This is a genomic window from Pedobacter sp. KACC 23697 (genome assembly GCF_045348445.1).
GTDB lineage: Bacteria > Bacteroidota > Bacteroidia > Sphingobacteriales > Sphingobacteriaceae > Pedobacter.
Genome location: NZ_CP157485.1, coordinates 3,715,522 through 3,730,050 on the forward strand (window position 1 = coordinate 3,715,522; position 14,529 = coordinate 3,730,050).

A 14,529-nucleotide genomic window follows, 5' to 3' on the forward strand; every position below is an offset into this window, starting at 1 on the left:
TAACTATACATCAATACATTTAGTTAAAAATTAAAGAGTTGTCAACTTTTTAGCGAGCGGGCGATGAAAGTTGACAACTCTTCAATTCTGATCATCCGTCACATTTTTAGCACCATCCATCACATTTTAAATTTTGTAGCTGATTCTCTTTGTAAAATTGTAACATTAATTTAGAAAAAAATGGAAATTCTTTCAGGTCATTCATCTGCTATCAAATCAAAAAACATCAACCAACTAGCGTTTTGGATCTCTACAACGTTATATATACTAGCCCTGATCAGTATTTGTACACAGATCACCTATGGATCCGGTAGATCGTACCATTTCTCTGAAAACTCGATCGATTACAGTATCATGCAGAATTTTTTCCTTCCTGAACTGTTTAAGATCAGTATCATTTATTTCAGTTTCCTGCTGTTCAGTTTTGTCTCGATGCCCCAATTGGCCAGAAAGCAAAACGTTGCCATGAACCTGATCATTACCATTGCCGTTACAACCATTTCTATTATTACATGGATGGTTGCCAATACCTATACGCAAGCCTACAGAATAGTAGAATTTGATGATATAGATAAAGCTTACGATATGTTTTTTGGTGAAGCCTTTACTTATATTTTTTTTCTATACCTTTTATTTAATGCCTATTCTTATTTTAACGAACGCGGATTAGAACTGTTAAAAAGAATTCCTTTTTTAAATCATTATAATAACAACATCATTCCGGAGATATTCACTGCTACTAAAATCTGGCTGATTTCGCTCATGGTATTCGCTGCCGTAATCTCGTTAAAGATAGATTATGAATTATTGATTGTTTGGTTACTTGTACCACCGGTAAATATTTTCTTTGCCTTTTGCGCCATTTATTATATCATTCCAAATCTTCGTAAAAACTTTAAGGGCTTTGGCCGGTATTTCTGGGGGAATGTAGGTTTAACCATAATCATCTCCATTCTATTGCTGATTATCCTAATCCCATTTATGCGCAATGGCGAAGTTATACCAATTACGCTGGTCTTAAATATCATATGTTTAATCTGCATCACCACACCGTCTGCGTGGTATATTTACAAACATAAATTTGAAAAACTCAGCGAAATCCAGATGCTGAAAACAGAACTGGGAAAATCGGATGCCAACCTGAATTTCTTAAAATCACAGATCAATCCACACTTTTTATTTAATGCATTAAACACACTATATGGAACTGCTTTACAGGAAAATGCAGAAAGAACCGGTGAGGGAATTCAAAAACTGGGCGACATGATGCGTTTTATGCTCCACGAAAATACACAGGATAAGATTTCGCTGACCCGGGAGGTAGAATACCTGAACAATTATATCGATTTACAAAAGCTTCGTACCTCACGTTCTGCTGATATCAGAATTGATACGCACATTGAAGAACAGTTGAACAACCTACAGATCACACCGATGTTATTAATCCCATTTATCGAAAATGCATTTAAACACGGGATTAGTTTGCAACAACCTTCGTACATTAAAATTACGCTGCAAACTAAAGAAAGTACATTATATTTTGATGTAAGCAATAGTATATACATCAAAGCAGATCACGATCCCGAGAAATTGAAAAGCGGCATCGGACTCGAAAATGTTAAACAACGTTTATCATTAATCTATTATGGAAAACACGAACTGATTATCCGTGAAAGTGCCAATGAGTTTTTTGTTCATTTAACTTTGCAGTTGGATTAGTCCTTCGACTCCGCTCGGAACGACATTATTCAATGAAGCATAAAACCGTTTGTCACGCTGAGCGGAGTCGAAGCGCAATAATCAGATAATTACTATTCATGCAAATATCCTTCGACTCCGCTCAGGACGACATTACTAAACTGAATGAGAAGAATTGAAATGATACTACTTAAAATCGATTATTAAATAAGTATAATACAATCGTTTTGTCACGCTGAGCGGAGTTGAAGCGCAATTAACAAAACTTATTAACATTTGACATTTTTAATGATTTCGCTATATTTATTAGGGTTAAAGATCCTTCGACTCCGCTCAGGATGACATTACTTTTTATTGGAATCGAAGTGCAAAAATTAAATGGAAACTTATACTGTCTATATTTTAAAATGCGCAGATAACTCCTACTACACGGGAGTTACAAACGATATAGACAGAAGACTTTATGAACACGAAAATGCTACAAACCTAACTTGTTATACTGCTAGAAAAAGACCTATAATCTTAGTATTTTGCGAGCACTTTGAAGACATTAATGAAGCCATTAATTTTGAAAAACAAATTAAAGGTTGGTCTAGAAAAAAGAAAGAGGCTATTATAAACGATAACTGGGATAAACTTAAAGAACTATCTATTTGTAAAAACACTACTAGCCATAAGAATTTTACCAAATAATGGGCTTAGACTACGCTTAGCCTGACATCCACAAAGACCAACCAAAAATGACTGCCATAGCTATAGATGATGAACCGATTGCATTAGAGATTATAAAATCGCATGCCTCAAAAGTTCCGTTTATTACATTGCAGAAAACCTTTACAGATGCTTTTGTAGCCATCACTTATCTCCAACACAATAGTGTAGACCTAATTTTTCTCGACATTAAAATGCCAGATATCAGCGGAATTGATTTTTTAAAGAGCCTGAGCAAGCCACCAATGGTAATTTTTACCACGGCTTACACCGAACATGCGGTACAAAGCTTTGAACTTGATGCAATTGATTACCTGCTAAAACCCTTTTCACTTTCGCGCTTTTTAAAAGCATGCAATAAAGCGCACGAACTATTTAACCTGCGAAGCGGAAAGCAAGAAGCAAAAGCCAGTCACATTTTTATAAAAGATGGCTACGAACAGGTAAAAGTAGCACTTGATGAAATTTTGTACATCGAAGCATCAGGCAATTATACCCAAATCCAGCTTCAAAGCAAATTATTAAGCTCACGCATTACGATAAACGATCTGGCCGATCTATTGCCGAAAACAGGTTTTATCCGTTGCCATAGGGCATTCATTATTGCTAAAAACAAAATATCCAAATTTGACCGCAGCCAGATTTGGATTGGAGAAAAAATCATTCCCATTGGCGCCACTTACGGCGGAATACAACTTACTTAATGTAATTTAAGGGTTATATCATAATGGCGATTTCACCTCAGATGACATCATCCTGAAGGATAGTTTATTGGATAAAAATCGATATGAATGACAGTAATTAATCTTCATGTAAAAATTCCCTCATGTTACCGTCATCTCGAGCGGACCCGATAGCTATCTATCGGGTGCAACGCAGTCGAGAACCCGAAGGCTCTGCGAAGCAAAATCTAAATTAATAGATCTCTCCACTTCGCGTAGCTCCGCTCCGAGATGACGACCATTCTATTGGAGTCTGTTAATGGTAGCTTGTCGAAACATCTTGTAAGACATTTAAAAATGTCCTTCGACAAGCTCAGGAAAACAATTCTATATTGATGAGAAAGCTCGGCGCCCAAAATCTTAAGGTTTTACACTTACCCTTATCCCTTCAGAATGTGTAGTAAACTCTGGCGCATACATACTTTGTAAACTGGTAATGCCATTCGAAAAATTGCCCGAATGGGTAACCCTTAACGGATATTCAAAAACGTAGGTTCCTTTCGGCATGTAACTGATAAAGAAATTGGTTGAAGCATCTTTTGTACTTTCATAATAACCTAAACCATCCTGATATTTATAGCTGGAGATGACATTTACGGGCTCGAAACCCGATGAACGCATATCTTTTAAATGAATGTATTCCATATCCCGGTCACAATAAATTTCTATGCGCACTTTTAACAAATCGCCCGGCATTAAAAAATTTGTTGCCGTTAATGGTGTCAGAACATCACCTTTTTCGCTCGTTTTTTGGATAAACAACTGTTTTTTAATTTTAACACCCGTACTGGCTGAAGTTATTTTATCCATTTGTTCAAAATATTGCCAGTAGAGCGCTCCCCAGGCAATTGTTGTATTATTATTTTTCACCTGCACTTTACCCATTTCCGGTTTTACATCAGCACCAGCAATGGTCACCTTCTGATAACCTGTTCCAGCTTCCTGCTTCGCATTTGGCTGTTGCAGATCAGCCAGTTTCTGATTTCCGATGATAATTTCAGGCTGGTTACTTTCGTTTAATAAATCAGAACCTTTCATTAATAAAGCATAACAGGCCGCAACAGTTGCTTTAGTCGTTTTCCAATCATTGGTTTGTTTATTTTTAAGCAACCAGATTTTCATTTCTTCCACCGCTTTGGTATTATTGGCCACTTCGTCAAAAGCCTCCATCAATAAAGCCTGCGTTTCAACCGGACTTTGGTACCACCACCAGCCCGCTTTATTGGTAGCCCAGTACATGCCCATTTCATCATTCTGTTGTGCGGTTTGACTTAACAGGGTAATGATTTTTTTTGCTTCTACATGATTGCCGTTTCTGTTTAAAACCAAGGCTGCCTGTGCCAACTGGTAAGTGTCAAAGGTTTTCCAGTCGACCACTAATTTTTTGAGGTAAAAATCTTTAGCTTTTGCAAAAGCTGCTGATGTATTTTTTTGATTGGTATAACTTCTGGCAAACAGGTAGTGTAAAGGCAAGTAACCAAAGCGTTTTTCCTTCAGTTCTTTCTTATAATCTTTAACGAATTCCGCATCTAAATAAATAGTAGCCTTATTTAGCATTGCATTAAAATTTGGATAAGCTTTTTCATCGATCAGTTTCAGTTTTTTTAACTGGCCCATGCCCAAAACGATGTGCTGGGTAATGTATCGATCTTCATGCATACCACTAAACCATGGGAATGCACCGTTATTAAACTGCATTTTTTCCAGCTTCTCAAAATTGGCTTTTAACTCATAGGTCATTCTGTTCAAATCGAAAAGTACAGCCAAACGTTTTTTACGTTCGTTTTCATTAGCTGCATTGCGTACCCAGGGTGTTTCTTCTAATAAAATCGATTTCAATTCCTGGTTTTTCTCCAGGTTTGATAACAATGCTTCGCCGTTATTGGTATTTTTCCATTGTTCAAAAACCGTTTTAATTTTTGGTGATGAATTGATGATTCCCGTTGCAAAACTATTGGCATAAAAGCGGCTAAAAGTTTGCTCGGCACACTCGTAAGGATATTCCATTAGGTAAGGTAAGGCCTGTACTGCGTACCAAACCGGATTAGAGGTAAACTCGAAAGTTAAACTTTGGTTGCGTAAGGTTTTGGATGTTCCTGATTGCTTCAGTTTCTCAAAATCGAAAGTTTTGGTAGTGTTGCCACGCACATTTACAGGCATACTTTCGGTCACCAACATGGCATTTGCCAAAACCGGAATGGTATTTTCTTCACCATCACTAAATTTGCCACTTTGGGCCAAAACTTTATAGGTAATGGCACTAATGCCTGATGGGATAATCAATGTCCATTTTAAAACAGCGTTTCCCTCATTGTCCACCTCGAAAGTTTTCGCTGATTTTTCATTTGCCTCAAAAATCTGGATGGCTTTTCCTGTCAAGGCGTCGGTAAGTGCCAAACTAGCGTTGCCTGTAAGTTTTTTACCTGAAAGGTTATTCAGTTTGGCGCTTAATAAAATGGTATCGCCCGCTCTAAAAAACCGTGGTGCATTAATGCCAATGGCCAATTGTTTTTGCGTTACCAGCTCATTCGTAACCGTTGCTGTTTTTAAATCTTTGGTATGTGCAAAACCCATCATTTTATAGCGGGTTAAACTTTGCGGTATGGTAAATTCGATCTTGATTTCGCCTTTGTCATCGGTTAACAACTGCGGGTAGAAAAATGCAAGCTCGTTGAAATTGGTACGGGCTGTAATATTTGGTTTTTGATATTTGAGCGCCTCTACTTCTTGACGCAATGTTGGATCATAGCGTTTATCATTTAATAGTCCTCCTGAAGATGCACTCTTCAACATTTCGACTGTAGGTGGCGCAGCACTTAACCCCGCAACCCTCCCCTGCAAGGTAGCCGAACCTCTAATCTGTATCGCTGCACTTGTCATCTCCTTTTTCTGCGCCCCATAGCCTACAACCATTACTTCATTTAAAGCATTCCCATCCTCTTTCAGTGCTATATCAATTCGTTTTTTACTACCTATTTTCACAGAAAAGCGTTTATAGCCTATATAAGAAAAATGAAGTATTTCCCCGGCTTTGCCATCAATTGTATAAATACCATAAACATTGGTGGTGATAACTTTTTTACCTATGCTAACCTGTACACCCGGCAGTATTTCGCCCTGATTATCGAACACCACCCCATAAATTAATTTACCGTTTTCTAACTCCGCCAGTTTTTTTAACGCTTCCAGAGATAAACCTTTTCGTTGAGCTCTTTGTAAATTGCTGATGTAGTTCCGGTAGCCATAATTGTATCCGCCATAATAGTTATACCCAAACAGGTTTAGGTTTTCATAACTCCGGGTAATTACGCTATAATCCCTGTCCTGTCTTAAAAACCATAGATAACCCGGGTTAGCAACATTGTTTACATTGAAATTCCAGTTATAGAAACCATAATTAAAAGTGGTTTGCAGGTTGGTATTCCAATCCATTGGCTTAAGGTCATCTAAACTTGCATCGTAAAGTGTGGCCACCATTTCGGCCATTTGTTTTTCTCCCTTATTATTACTGATCTGCAGTTTCCAGCTTTCCTTTTCACCGGGCTGCAACTTATCGCGAAAGGTTAAAAAGCGGATGTTCAGTTCTTTCTGTGGATCGACAATTTGAACCTGTTGCATGGAGTTGTAAACAGTGCCCTGATGCACCATGGTAAACTGTACGGCAAAACCATCTTCGTAATTGGCTTTCGGTTGTATTTTAATAATGGCCTGTTTTGGCGATAAACTGATCCACACTTTTTCGGCTATACTATCGCGATAATAAACTTCGTAATAAGCCTTGCTGTTTTCTGCTAAACCTGCCAAACGGAATACGGCACTTTCGTTTGGTTTGATCACCGTAACCTCTGGTGTAACCCATTCGATGTTTGATTGTATGACCGCTGGCGCTGCATGATAAATCACCAGGTATTTATCAACTGTAACCGTATCATTTTGTCCATTTACTGCCGTTAAGCTAATTTTATAATAACCTGGCTTCAGGTCTTTCTGACTAAAGCTTAAATTTCCACGTCCAGTTTTGGCGCTAAGGTTTTGTTTAAATTCTACTGATTTTACCGGCCATTTGGCTACTTCAAGTTCATTGTTATAGTCATCATGAGGGAAGTTTTTAATAAAATCTTCCTTGCTCATGGCATAATTTTCGGCATAAAAAGGGCTTTTGTTCATCAGCCTTGATGGCGCCTGCAATAAAATCCATTCTGCTTTAACATCAGCTTTAATGGTTTCATGATTTAAATTGGTAACCGAAAAAGAGATGCTATCTGCTTTCTTGCTCAAATACATAACTTGTTCTGTACTGATGTTAAGTATAATATCTTTCTTTCCTACAGTTAGGTTGATCGTCTTCGAACGGGTTTCACCATTTAAATCGGTTATATCAGCTACGACTTCGTAGACATAATTTTTACCGGTATCCGTAGCATTTGCAAAAAAGGAAATCTCGAATTTACCACCTGCTTTAGTATTTGTTTTACCAATAGCTACCTGTTTTCTTTCTGCATTTATCCTTGAGCCATAAATTGCATGCTGTTGCCCGTAGCTGAGTCTGTAATCATACATCAGGTTCCTGAAAACTTTATAAGTTACCTTGGCATTGCTTACTGAATAGCCAGAAAAAGAACTGGCCTTCCCCTCAACTTTAATACTATCGTTCAGTTTATAATTTTTGTTGGGTCTATCAAAAACCACTTCGAAAGTAGGCCGCTTATATTCTTCAACCTGTACAGCAATGCGGCCATATTCGGTTTCAATTTCCATCTGACCGTTCAATATGCCTATAGGGATGGTAAAAGAACCTTGAAATGTGCCGTAATTGTTACTCATCAATTTCGTTTTGGTAATCTCTTTTCCGTTGGCATCATTAAAAGAAATATTAACGGCCTTATTTACGTCTATTTTATTCTTCCCATTCAGGATATTCAAACACAATCCTTTATAATAAATGGTTTGTCCCAGGCGGTAGATCGGTCTGTCGGTAAATAGAATTACACGTTCCTCATCTTCATCATCCCGGTAGCCATTATAATTGTTAATGTTGATCTGTAATTCATCTTTACCAAACTTTAATAATGCTGCACTCATACCCGACTGGGTTTCGGCGGTACTGGCATAACCATTCCCATCTGTAGTTAGCCATTCACCATCAATATATTTACGGGTCCTGTAATCATATCTCCTTTGCTGAATTTTAACATTTTTTAAAGGTGCACCGTTGTTCAGCTGACGAACAAAATATTCATGTTTATCCATATTGCGTCTATTAATCACTGCCATTGCCGTAACCTTAAAACTGATATTGCTATAAACGGTATCATTCTGGTTACGGTTAATGGTCTGCGCAATTAAAGTATAGCGACCAAAAGGCAATCCTTCCATTTTATCCACTAAACTGTGGGTTTGATAATCGTTGGTACTGGGCACAGCTACTGCCCACTGCTTAACTATTTTATTCTTCTTTAAAAAAGCTAAAAAATCAGCCTTATTGCTAAACTGTTCATCATCATTTTTAAATTCGGGCGAATGATACAACCTCAAACGTATGGTATCTGTATTTTTGTAGGCCAGGTATAATTGACTGGGTTGACCGGGCTGTACAAATTCTTTTACTTTAACCGATAAAGTACTGCTTTTAATTTCTTCGATCAGATTCCTGGCATTCTCTGCCCCGATGCTTTCCGGGAAGGCATTTATCGCTTTTTCGGCCAAAAAAACCGCTTTATTCAGGTTTTGTTTAATGGTATCAACGGATAATTGTGCATTTTTATGTAAAGCAGCCTGCTCATATAAAATATCAGCAAAAACTTCGCTTTGGGTGCTTTGCTCAGCCAACAGACTTAAGGCGTTATCGTACAATTCTTGTTTTTCGCCGGTAAAATGTTGCTGTACAAATTTCAACCTTTTTAAATCCACATCGGCCAGCGCTGAAAAATTACTACTGTTTTGATGAAATCTGATCAGGTTTTTAAACAGCTGCAAAGCCTGTGTTTTAAACGAAGTACTGTCTGTAGGTATGGTAATGTTTAAAAATGTATTTCTGTTTCCAAACCAATCAGCATTACCCATATCAATTAAGTCATCATCATATTGCGTAAGATTGAGTTGCGTATTGCTAAAAATGTCTATGGCACGGTGGGCCAGCAGGTCGTATAAAGTAGGTCTAAAGCTTCTGTATGTTTTATCACCGGCCAAAACGGCATCCAAAGTATCTACTTTAATCTGTTTTAAAATCTGGCTTTCTTTTAACGATAACAGGTAATATTTTACTGTTTCATCATTCAGCTTCTTAACGCTCCAGGTTTTTATATCATCTCCAATATCGCCCTGTACCTGTGTACGCTGGTTAATCTGCCAACGGTTCTGTTGCAGGTAATTCCAATAAGTTTCGGCTAAAAGTGACTGTAAAATGCTTTTTTCAGGCTGTTTAGCAGTATTAATATCTTTGTGTAAATCAATTAAAATCTGATCAAAGGCGTTTTCTTCCAGGTAACTCTGAAACATCATCCGGTAAATAACCGATTTAACCAACAAAGGTATATTATGCATTTGGCGTGCCTGCTCATTTATTTTGTTAATCACAATAAGCGCGTCTTTTGGTTTGGCCTGGCTGGCAATTGAATCTACCCTGTAAAAATCGTTGAGTGTATATTTCTGTTGTGCAGAAACACTTAAGGACAGCAAAATGAGGAGAAAAAATATGGAGGAGATACGTAATAATATGTTCATAAGATGAATTGCGTTTTAGTATAGATGGGCTAAACTTAAAAATTCCATAAGCCTTGAAAATTTTAGCTGTTTATAATGCTAATCTAACGATTACCTGAGTAAATGTGGCAAGCCGTAAACATTAACGTTTTTAACATTCAAAGCATAACATTATCTTTGTCCCATGTCAACACAATTAAAAAATCTATCTGATTTTTCTCACACTACAGTTCCGAGCGGTGCAAACTATAAATTTGGGATTATTGTAGCCGAATGGAATGCTGAAATTACCGGTGCATTATACAACGGCGCATTAGAAACCCTGTTAGCCAATGGCGTTGCTGAAGAAAATATAATTTCTTTGCCCGTGCCGGGGAGTTTCGAATTAACAGGTGGTGCAGAAATTTTATTAAGCAAAAGAAAAGATATAGATGCTGTAATCTGCTTAGGTTGCGTAATCCAGGGCGACACGAAACATTTCGATTTTATTTGTGATGCTGTAGCGCAGGGGATAACCAACGTTGGCATCAAATACAGCAAACCGGTTATCTTCGGGGTTTTAACCACCAATAACCTGGAGCAAGCCCAAGATCGTGCGGGTGGCAAACATGGCAATAAAGGTGATGAGGCTGCAATTACAGCCATTAAAATGGCTGATTTTTCTGCGCAGATTTAAACTTGCGTTTTAATAATTATTTGTAACTTAGGGGTTTAAAATTATCAGATTAAATGAAACATCAGGACTAGTTCATGATCGCTTCATTACCATTGAAACAAACTTAAACAGATGAAAAAAGTAGCCATTTTATTATTGGCGGTGTTTTGCACCATTACCATTTTAGAATCCTGTTCTTCTAAGCTTTGCCCGGCTTACGGATCTTATCCTGAAGGAAGACGCAGAAGAAATTAATCTATCTCATTTTTCATTTTCAGGTCATTTGCAGAACTTTATTTAACTGCAATTGTTATTCTGTAAATCATATCATAAATATCATGACTTGGGTTAACTTAACTTCAATAGAACAGCTTGACGAGATCAAGAATGCAAGCGGTTTTAGTCTTATTTTTAAACACAGTACACGATGCTCCATTAGTTTAATGGCTAAAAAGAACTTTGAATTTGATTGGGATGTTATTCCGGCAGAAACAAAACTTTACTTTTTAGATTTAATCAGCTATCGCGACATTTCGAACAAAATTGCAGAAGTATTTCAGGTAGCTCATCAATCGCCGCAGATTTTATTAATTAAAAATGGTGATTGCGTATTGGAAGCCTCGCATAGCGATATTTCTGCCGATGAAGTTGCAGAAGTAATTGCTGCTTAACGATAAAAAAGATTTCAGACAAGGGTATCCAAGCATTGGATACCCTTTTTTGTGGTTGGTGTTTTTTTAGAAAAGCAACTTTCGGTTTTTCATCGGTTGCGGTAGATTTATGACCACGCGTATACGGTAGAAAAGCACAAAACGTTACTATGAAACGAAAAAGCCGCTCATTTTTTAATGTGTCGTTCCGTAGGAACGTTTCGTGAAACACCAATTGATTATTGATCAGATTTCGGTTTGTGCAGACACAGTCCTATGATGCCATAAAAAAGGTCCCGATATACACCGAGACCTTAAAAAATTCATATTGGTTATAGCCTAAGCTACTACTGTGTTTTCTATTTTCAACACCTTCGATGTTCTTGTTCTGGTTGCTTTGCACAATTCAGCATCCTGAGCGAGTGATTTTCCATAGGTAGGAATCATCTCCTTGATTTTTGCCTGCCATTCATCAGTGGCCAAATCATCGGCAAAACAACGGCTTAACAAGTCGAGCATAATAGAAACTGCTGTTGAAGCCCCTGGAGATGCACCCAATAAGGCTGCAATAGAACCATCAGCAGCACTTACCACTTCAGTACCAAACTCTAAAATACCACCTTGTTTCTCATCCTTTTTAATCACCTGAACGCGTTGGCCTGCATATTCCAGTTCCCAATCTTTTAATTCGGCAGTTGGCAGATATTCTTTCAGGGCCTCTAATCTATCTTCCGGCGATTGCCTCACCTGTTCGATTAAATATTTTGTTAAATCGAGATTATGTAAGCCTGCCGAAATCATTGGCCGGATATTATTAAGCTTTATCGATTTTGGTAAATCCAGGAACGAGCCATTTTTAAGGAATTTGGTAGAAAAACCTGCATAAGGTCCAAACAATAATGCCTGCTTACCATTAATCATACGGGTATCCAGGTGCGGTACCGACATGGGTGGCGCACCAACAGCAGCTTTACCGTAAACTTTAGCGTGGTGTTTTCTGATAATTTCCTCGTTGGTACATTTTAACCATTGTCCGCTAACCGGGAAACCGCCAAAACCTTTTCCTTCAGGAATATCAGATTTCTCTAACAATGGTAATGAACCGCCGCCGGCACCGATAAATACAAATTTGGCTACACGTTTGCGTTTGTCTCCGCTTTCCAGATCTTTAACCTTTACAATCCAGTTGCCATCTTTATTCTTTTTAAGATCACGGATTTCGTGGTTGAAATACAGGTTAACATTGCTTTCTTCCTTTAAATGGTTAAACATATCTCGGGTTAAACTGCCAAAGTTAACATCGGTACCCAAGTCCATTTTTGTAGCCGCAATTTTTTCACCTTTTTTACGGCCATCCATAATTAATGGTGCCCAGCTTTTTACAAGCTCAGCGTCCTCTGTATATTGCATGTCGCTAAACAGATCGCATGCTGTTAATGCATCGTAACGTTTTTTAAGGTATTCTACGTTCTTTTTACCCCAAACAAAACTCATGTGAGGAATGTTGCGGATAAAATTGCCAGGATCAGAAACCAGTCCCCTGTTTACCAGATATGACCAAAATTGTTTAGAAACCTCAAAATGTTCTGCAATCTGAACAGCCTTTTTTATCTCGATAGTGCCATCTTTCTTTTCGGGCGTATAGTTTAATTCGCAAAAAGCGGAATGCCCTGTTCCGGCATTGTTCCATGCATCAGAACTTTCTGCAGCCGCGATATCTAAACGTTCGTAAATTTCTATGCTTAAATTCGGCTCTAATTGTTTTAATAAAACACCAAGGGTCGCACTCATGATGCCAGCCCCTATCAAAATTACATCAGCGTCAGTTTTGCCAACTGTCTTTTTCTTTTTTGTCATCTTAGTTTAAAGGAGTTACAAATTTAGAATGATTTTAAACATAGCACGAATTTTCAGTCATTAAATCTTAAAAAATTGCCCAAAAATTAGAAATATTTTCTGTTCCGCAACAACTTATGATCAAATTTTAATCCAAAAAAACTCTTAGATCAGTTACAAGCAAAAAAGGTGTCCACTCGTTACGAAAAGATGATTATAAATTTGCTAATCACATTGATCATACGGTAAAAATATTTCTTATTTTGCATCGAAACGAAGTGTAAATTCAAATTTCAATAAATATTAAGATCGAAGGGGAACCAAAAATATTTTACCAGAAGATACTTGTATATAGCTTTTATCAAAAAATTAGACTGCCATATGGCTTAGGATATTAATCAATTTCCCAAAGGGATCTCTGGTGTAAAAACGCCTAACGCCCCAAGGTTCATCTGCAGGACCGTATTCGATAGGAAATCCGGCAGCTATTATCCTTTCCGCGATATCATCAACATTTTCCACTTCGATAGATAAATCTGGTGTTGGTGTACCTGATCCGCCTTCGGAAGCAAAACTGATCTGTACATCCATCTTTTGACCTGTGGCACCATAAGTTGCAACCCAGCCATGATCCATCATCAGGTCAAGGCCGAGAATATCCTGATAAAAAATCGCCGCATCACTAATTTTCTGAGTGTCAATATTTAGCACGATTCTTTTTACCATAGGAAAACTGTTAAAATATTGCTGTCAATCGGGAACCTGTTGAAGGACGTGTTTAAAATGTTCTAACGTTTCAACAGGCTCAATATGACAAATTCTAATCAAAATATACTTGATGATACAATATCCGCTATTAATTTTTAAGTTTTGCTTTAAATATCTTTTCCAGTTTATCTATTTTAGGCTGGATGACCAATCTACAATAAGGCTCGCTTCCATTTTTATTAAAATAGTTCTGGTGATAATTTTCAGCTACATAAAAAGGTTTGGCAGCTTCAATAGCGGTAACTACTTTTTTGCCGTAAGCATTGGTCTTGTTTAATTCTGCTTTATATTTTTCAGCCAGCATTTTTTGTTCAGGTGTATGGTAAAAAACTACAGAGCGATATTGTGTACCACTATCTGCCCCTTGACGGTTTAAGGTTGTAGGGTCGTGACTTTTCCAAAAAACCTCTAATAAATCATCGTACGAAATGACCATAGGATTATAGGTAATTTCTAAAACCTCGGCATGCCCGGTAGCCCCCGTACATACTTCTTCATAAGTTGGATTGCTTAAAGTACCACCTTCGTAACCTGACTTAACCGAAATCACCCCTTTTAAACGTTGAAATATGGCTTCGGTACACCAAAAACAGCCCATTCCGAAAGTGGCTTTCTCTGTCTTTTTCCCTTGTGCATTGGACTGGTTTAGCGCCAATACAGCCAGTAGAATTAAAATTATTTTTTTCATGTATGTATGTTTTTATTTATCAGTTGAAAATAATCCTTAAACCTTACAGGTAAATTGAATTATTTACATCTAATTATACGCAAAAAAACAGGCTGTAGT

At 37.5% G+C, this 14,529-nt stretch carries 10 protein-coding genes; 6 read left to right on the forward strand and 4 right to left on the reverse strand.

The features are described 5' to 3' along the window. The first annotated feature begins 180 nt into the window (after positions 1 to 180). The 3 genes from ABEG20_RS14960 to ABEG20_RS14970 all read left to right on the forward strand — a co-directional run bounded on the left by ABEG20_RS14960 (position 181) and on the right by ABEG20_RS14970 (position 3,113). Positions 181 to 1,719, forward strand: a complete 1,539-nt coding sequence (locus ABEG20_RS14960) for a sensor histidine kinase (protein WP_406824095.1) — start codon at positions 181 to 183, stop codon at positions 1,717 to 1,719. A 357-nt stretch (positions 1,720 to 2,076) separates the two neighbouring features. Then, a complete protein-coding gene (locus ABEG20_RS14965; protein WP_265850869.1) occupies positions 2,077 to 2,391 on the forward strand; it encodes a GIY-YIG nuclease family protein in 315 nt (104 codons plus the stop codon). Positions 2,392 to 2,438: 47 nt separating this feature from the next. Beyond that, positions 2,439 to 3,113: a LytR/AlgR family response regulator transcription factor gene (locus tag ABEG20_RS14970; RefSeq protein ID WP_406824096.1), complete on the forward strand. Its 675-nt coding sequence runs from the start codon at positions 2,439 to 2,441 to the stop codon at positions 3,111 to 3,113. Positions 3,114 to 3,491: 378 nt separating this feature from the next. On the opposite strand, the gene ABEG20_RS14975 is transcribed toward ABEG20_RS14970, so the two are convergent. Then, positions 3,492 to 9,854, reverse strand: coding sequence for an MG2 domain-containing protein (locus ABEG20_RS14975; RefSeq protein ID WP_406824097.1), 6,363 nt, complete (start codon positions 9,852 to 9,854; stop codon positions 3,492 to 3,494). Positions 9,855 to 10,017: 163 nt separating this feature from the next. Here ABEG20_RS14975 and ribH point away from each other — a divergent pair, with 163 nt between their 5' ends. The 3 genes from ribH to ytxJ all read left to right on the forward strand — a co-directional run bounded on the left by ribH (position 10,018) and on the right by ytxJ (position 11,159). Further along, on the forward strand, positions 10,018 to 10,509 hold the full coding sequence (gene ribH, locus ABEG20_RS14980; protein WP_406824098.1) for a 6,7-dimethyl-8-ribityllumazine synthase: 492 nt from the start codon (positions 10,018 to 10,020) through the stop codon (positions 10,507 to 10,509). Positions 10,510 to 10,620: 111 nt separating this feature from the next. Next, positions 10,621 to 10,743 (forward strand): hypothetical protein, encoded by a 123-nt coding sequence (locus ABEG20_RS14985; protein ID WP_262503181.1) that lies wholly within the window; start codon positions 10,621 to 10,623, stop codon positions 10,741 to 10,743. Between the two features lie 83 nt (positions 10,744 to 10,826). Continuing rightward, positions 10,827 to 11,159 (forward strand): bacillithiol system redox-active protein YtxJ, encoded by a 333-nt coding sequence (gene ytxJ, locus ABEG20_RS14990; RefSeq protein WP_406824099.1) that lies wholly within the window; start codon positions 10,827 to 10,829, stop codon positions 11,157 to 11,159. 318 nt (positions 11,160 to 11,477) lie between these two features. On the opposite strand, the gene ABEG20_RS14995 is transcribed toward ytxJ, so the two are convergent. The 3 genes from ABEG20_RS14995 to msrA form a co-directional block, all read right to left on the reverse strand. After that, entirely contained in the window at positions 11,478 to 12,995 is a 1,518-nt protein-coding gene (locus ABEG20_RS14995; RefSeq protein ID WP_406824100.1) for a malate:quinone oxidoreductase, read from the reverse strand. Positions 12,996 to 13,343: 348 nt separating this feature from the next. Beyond that, a complete protein-coding gene (locus tag ABEG20_RS15000; protein ID WP_406824101.1) occupies positions 13,344 to 13,700 on the reverse strand; it encodes a VOC family protein in 357 nt (118 codons plus the stop codon). A gap of 130 nt (positions 13,701 to 13,830) precedes the next feature. Further along, positions 13,831 to 14,430: a peptide-methionine (S)-S-oxide reductase MsrA gene (gene msrA, locus ABEG20_RS15005; RefSeq protein ID WP_406824102.1), complete on the reverse strand. Its 600-nt coding sequence runs from the start codon at positions 14,428 to 14,430 to the stop codon at positions 13,831 to 13,833. Positions 14,431 to 14,529: the final 99 nt, after the last annotated feature.

Bases quoted from the DNA above. Each gene is read 5' to 3' on its own strand.
- ABEG20_RS14960 (WP_406824095.1), top strand. From the start codon at position 181: ATGGAAATTCTTTCAGGTCATTCATCTGCTATCAAATCAAAAAACATC.
- ABEG20_RS14965 (WP_265850869.1), top strand. From the start codon at position 2,077: ATGGAAACTTATACTGTCTATATTTTAAAATGCGCAGATAACTCCTAC.
- ABEG20_RS14970 (WP_406824096.1), top strand. From the start codon at position 2,439: ATGACTGCCATAGCTATAGATGATGAACCGATTGCATTAGAGATTATA.
- ABEG20_RS14975 (WP_406824097.1), bottom strand. From the start codon at position 9,854: ATGAACATATTATTACGTATCTCCTCCATATTTTTTCTCCTCATTTTG.
- ribH (WP_406824098.1), top strand. From the start codon at position 10,018: ATGTCAACACAATTAAAAAATCTATCTGATTTTTCTCACACTACAGTT.
- ABEG20_RS14985 (WP_262503181.1), top strand. From the start codon at position 10,621: ATGAAAAAAGTAGCCATTTTATTATTGGCGGTGTTTTGCACCATTACC.
- ytxJ (WP_406824099.1), top strand. From the start codon at position 10,827: ATGACTTGGGTTAACTTAACTTCAATAGAACAGCTTGACGAGATCAAG.
- ABEG20_RS14995 (WP_406824100.1), bottom strand. From the start codon at position 12,995: ATGACAAAAAAGAAAAAGACAGTTGGCAAAACTGACGCTGATGTAATT.
- ABEG20_RS15000 (WP_406824101.1), bottom strand. From the start codon at position 13,700: ATGGTAAAAAGAATCGTGCTAAATATTGACACTCAGAAAATTAGTGAT.
- msrA (WP_406824102.1), bottom strand. From the start codon at position 14,430: ATGAAAAAAATAATTTTAATTCTACTGGCTGTATTGGCGCTAAACCAG.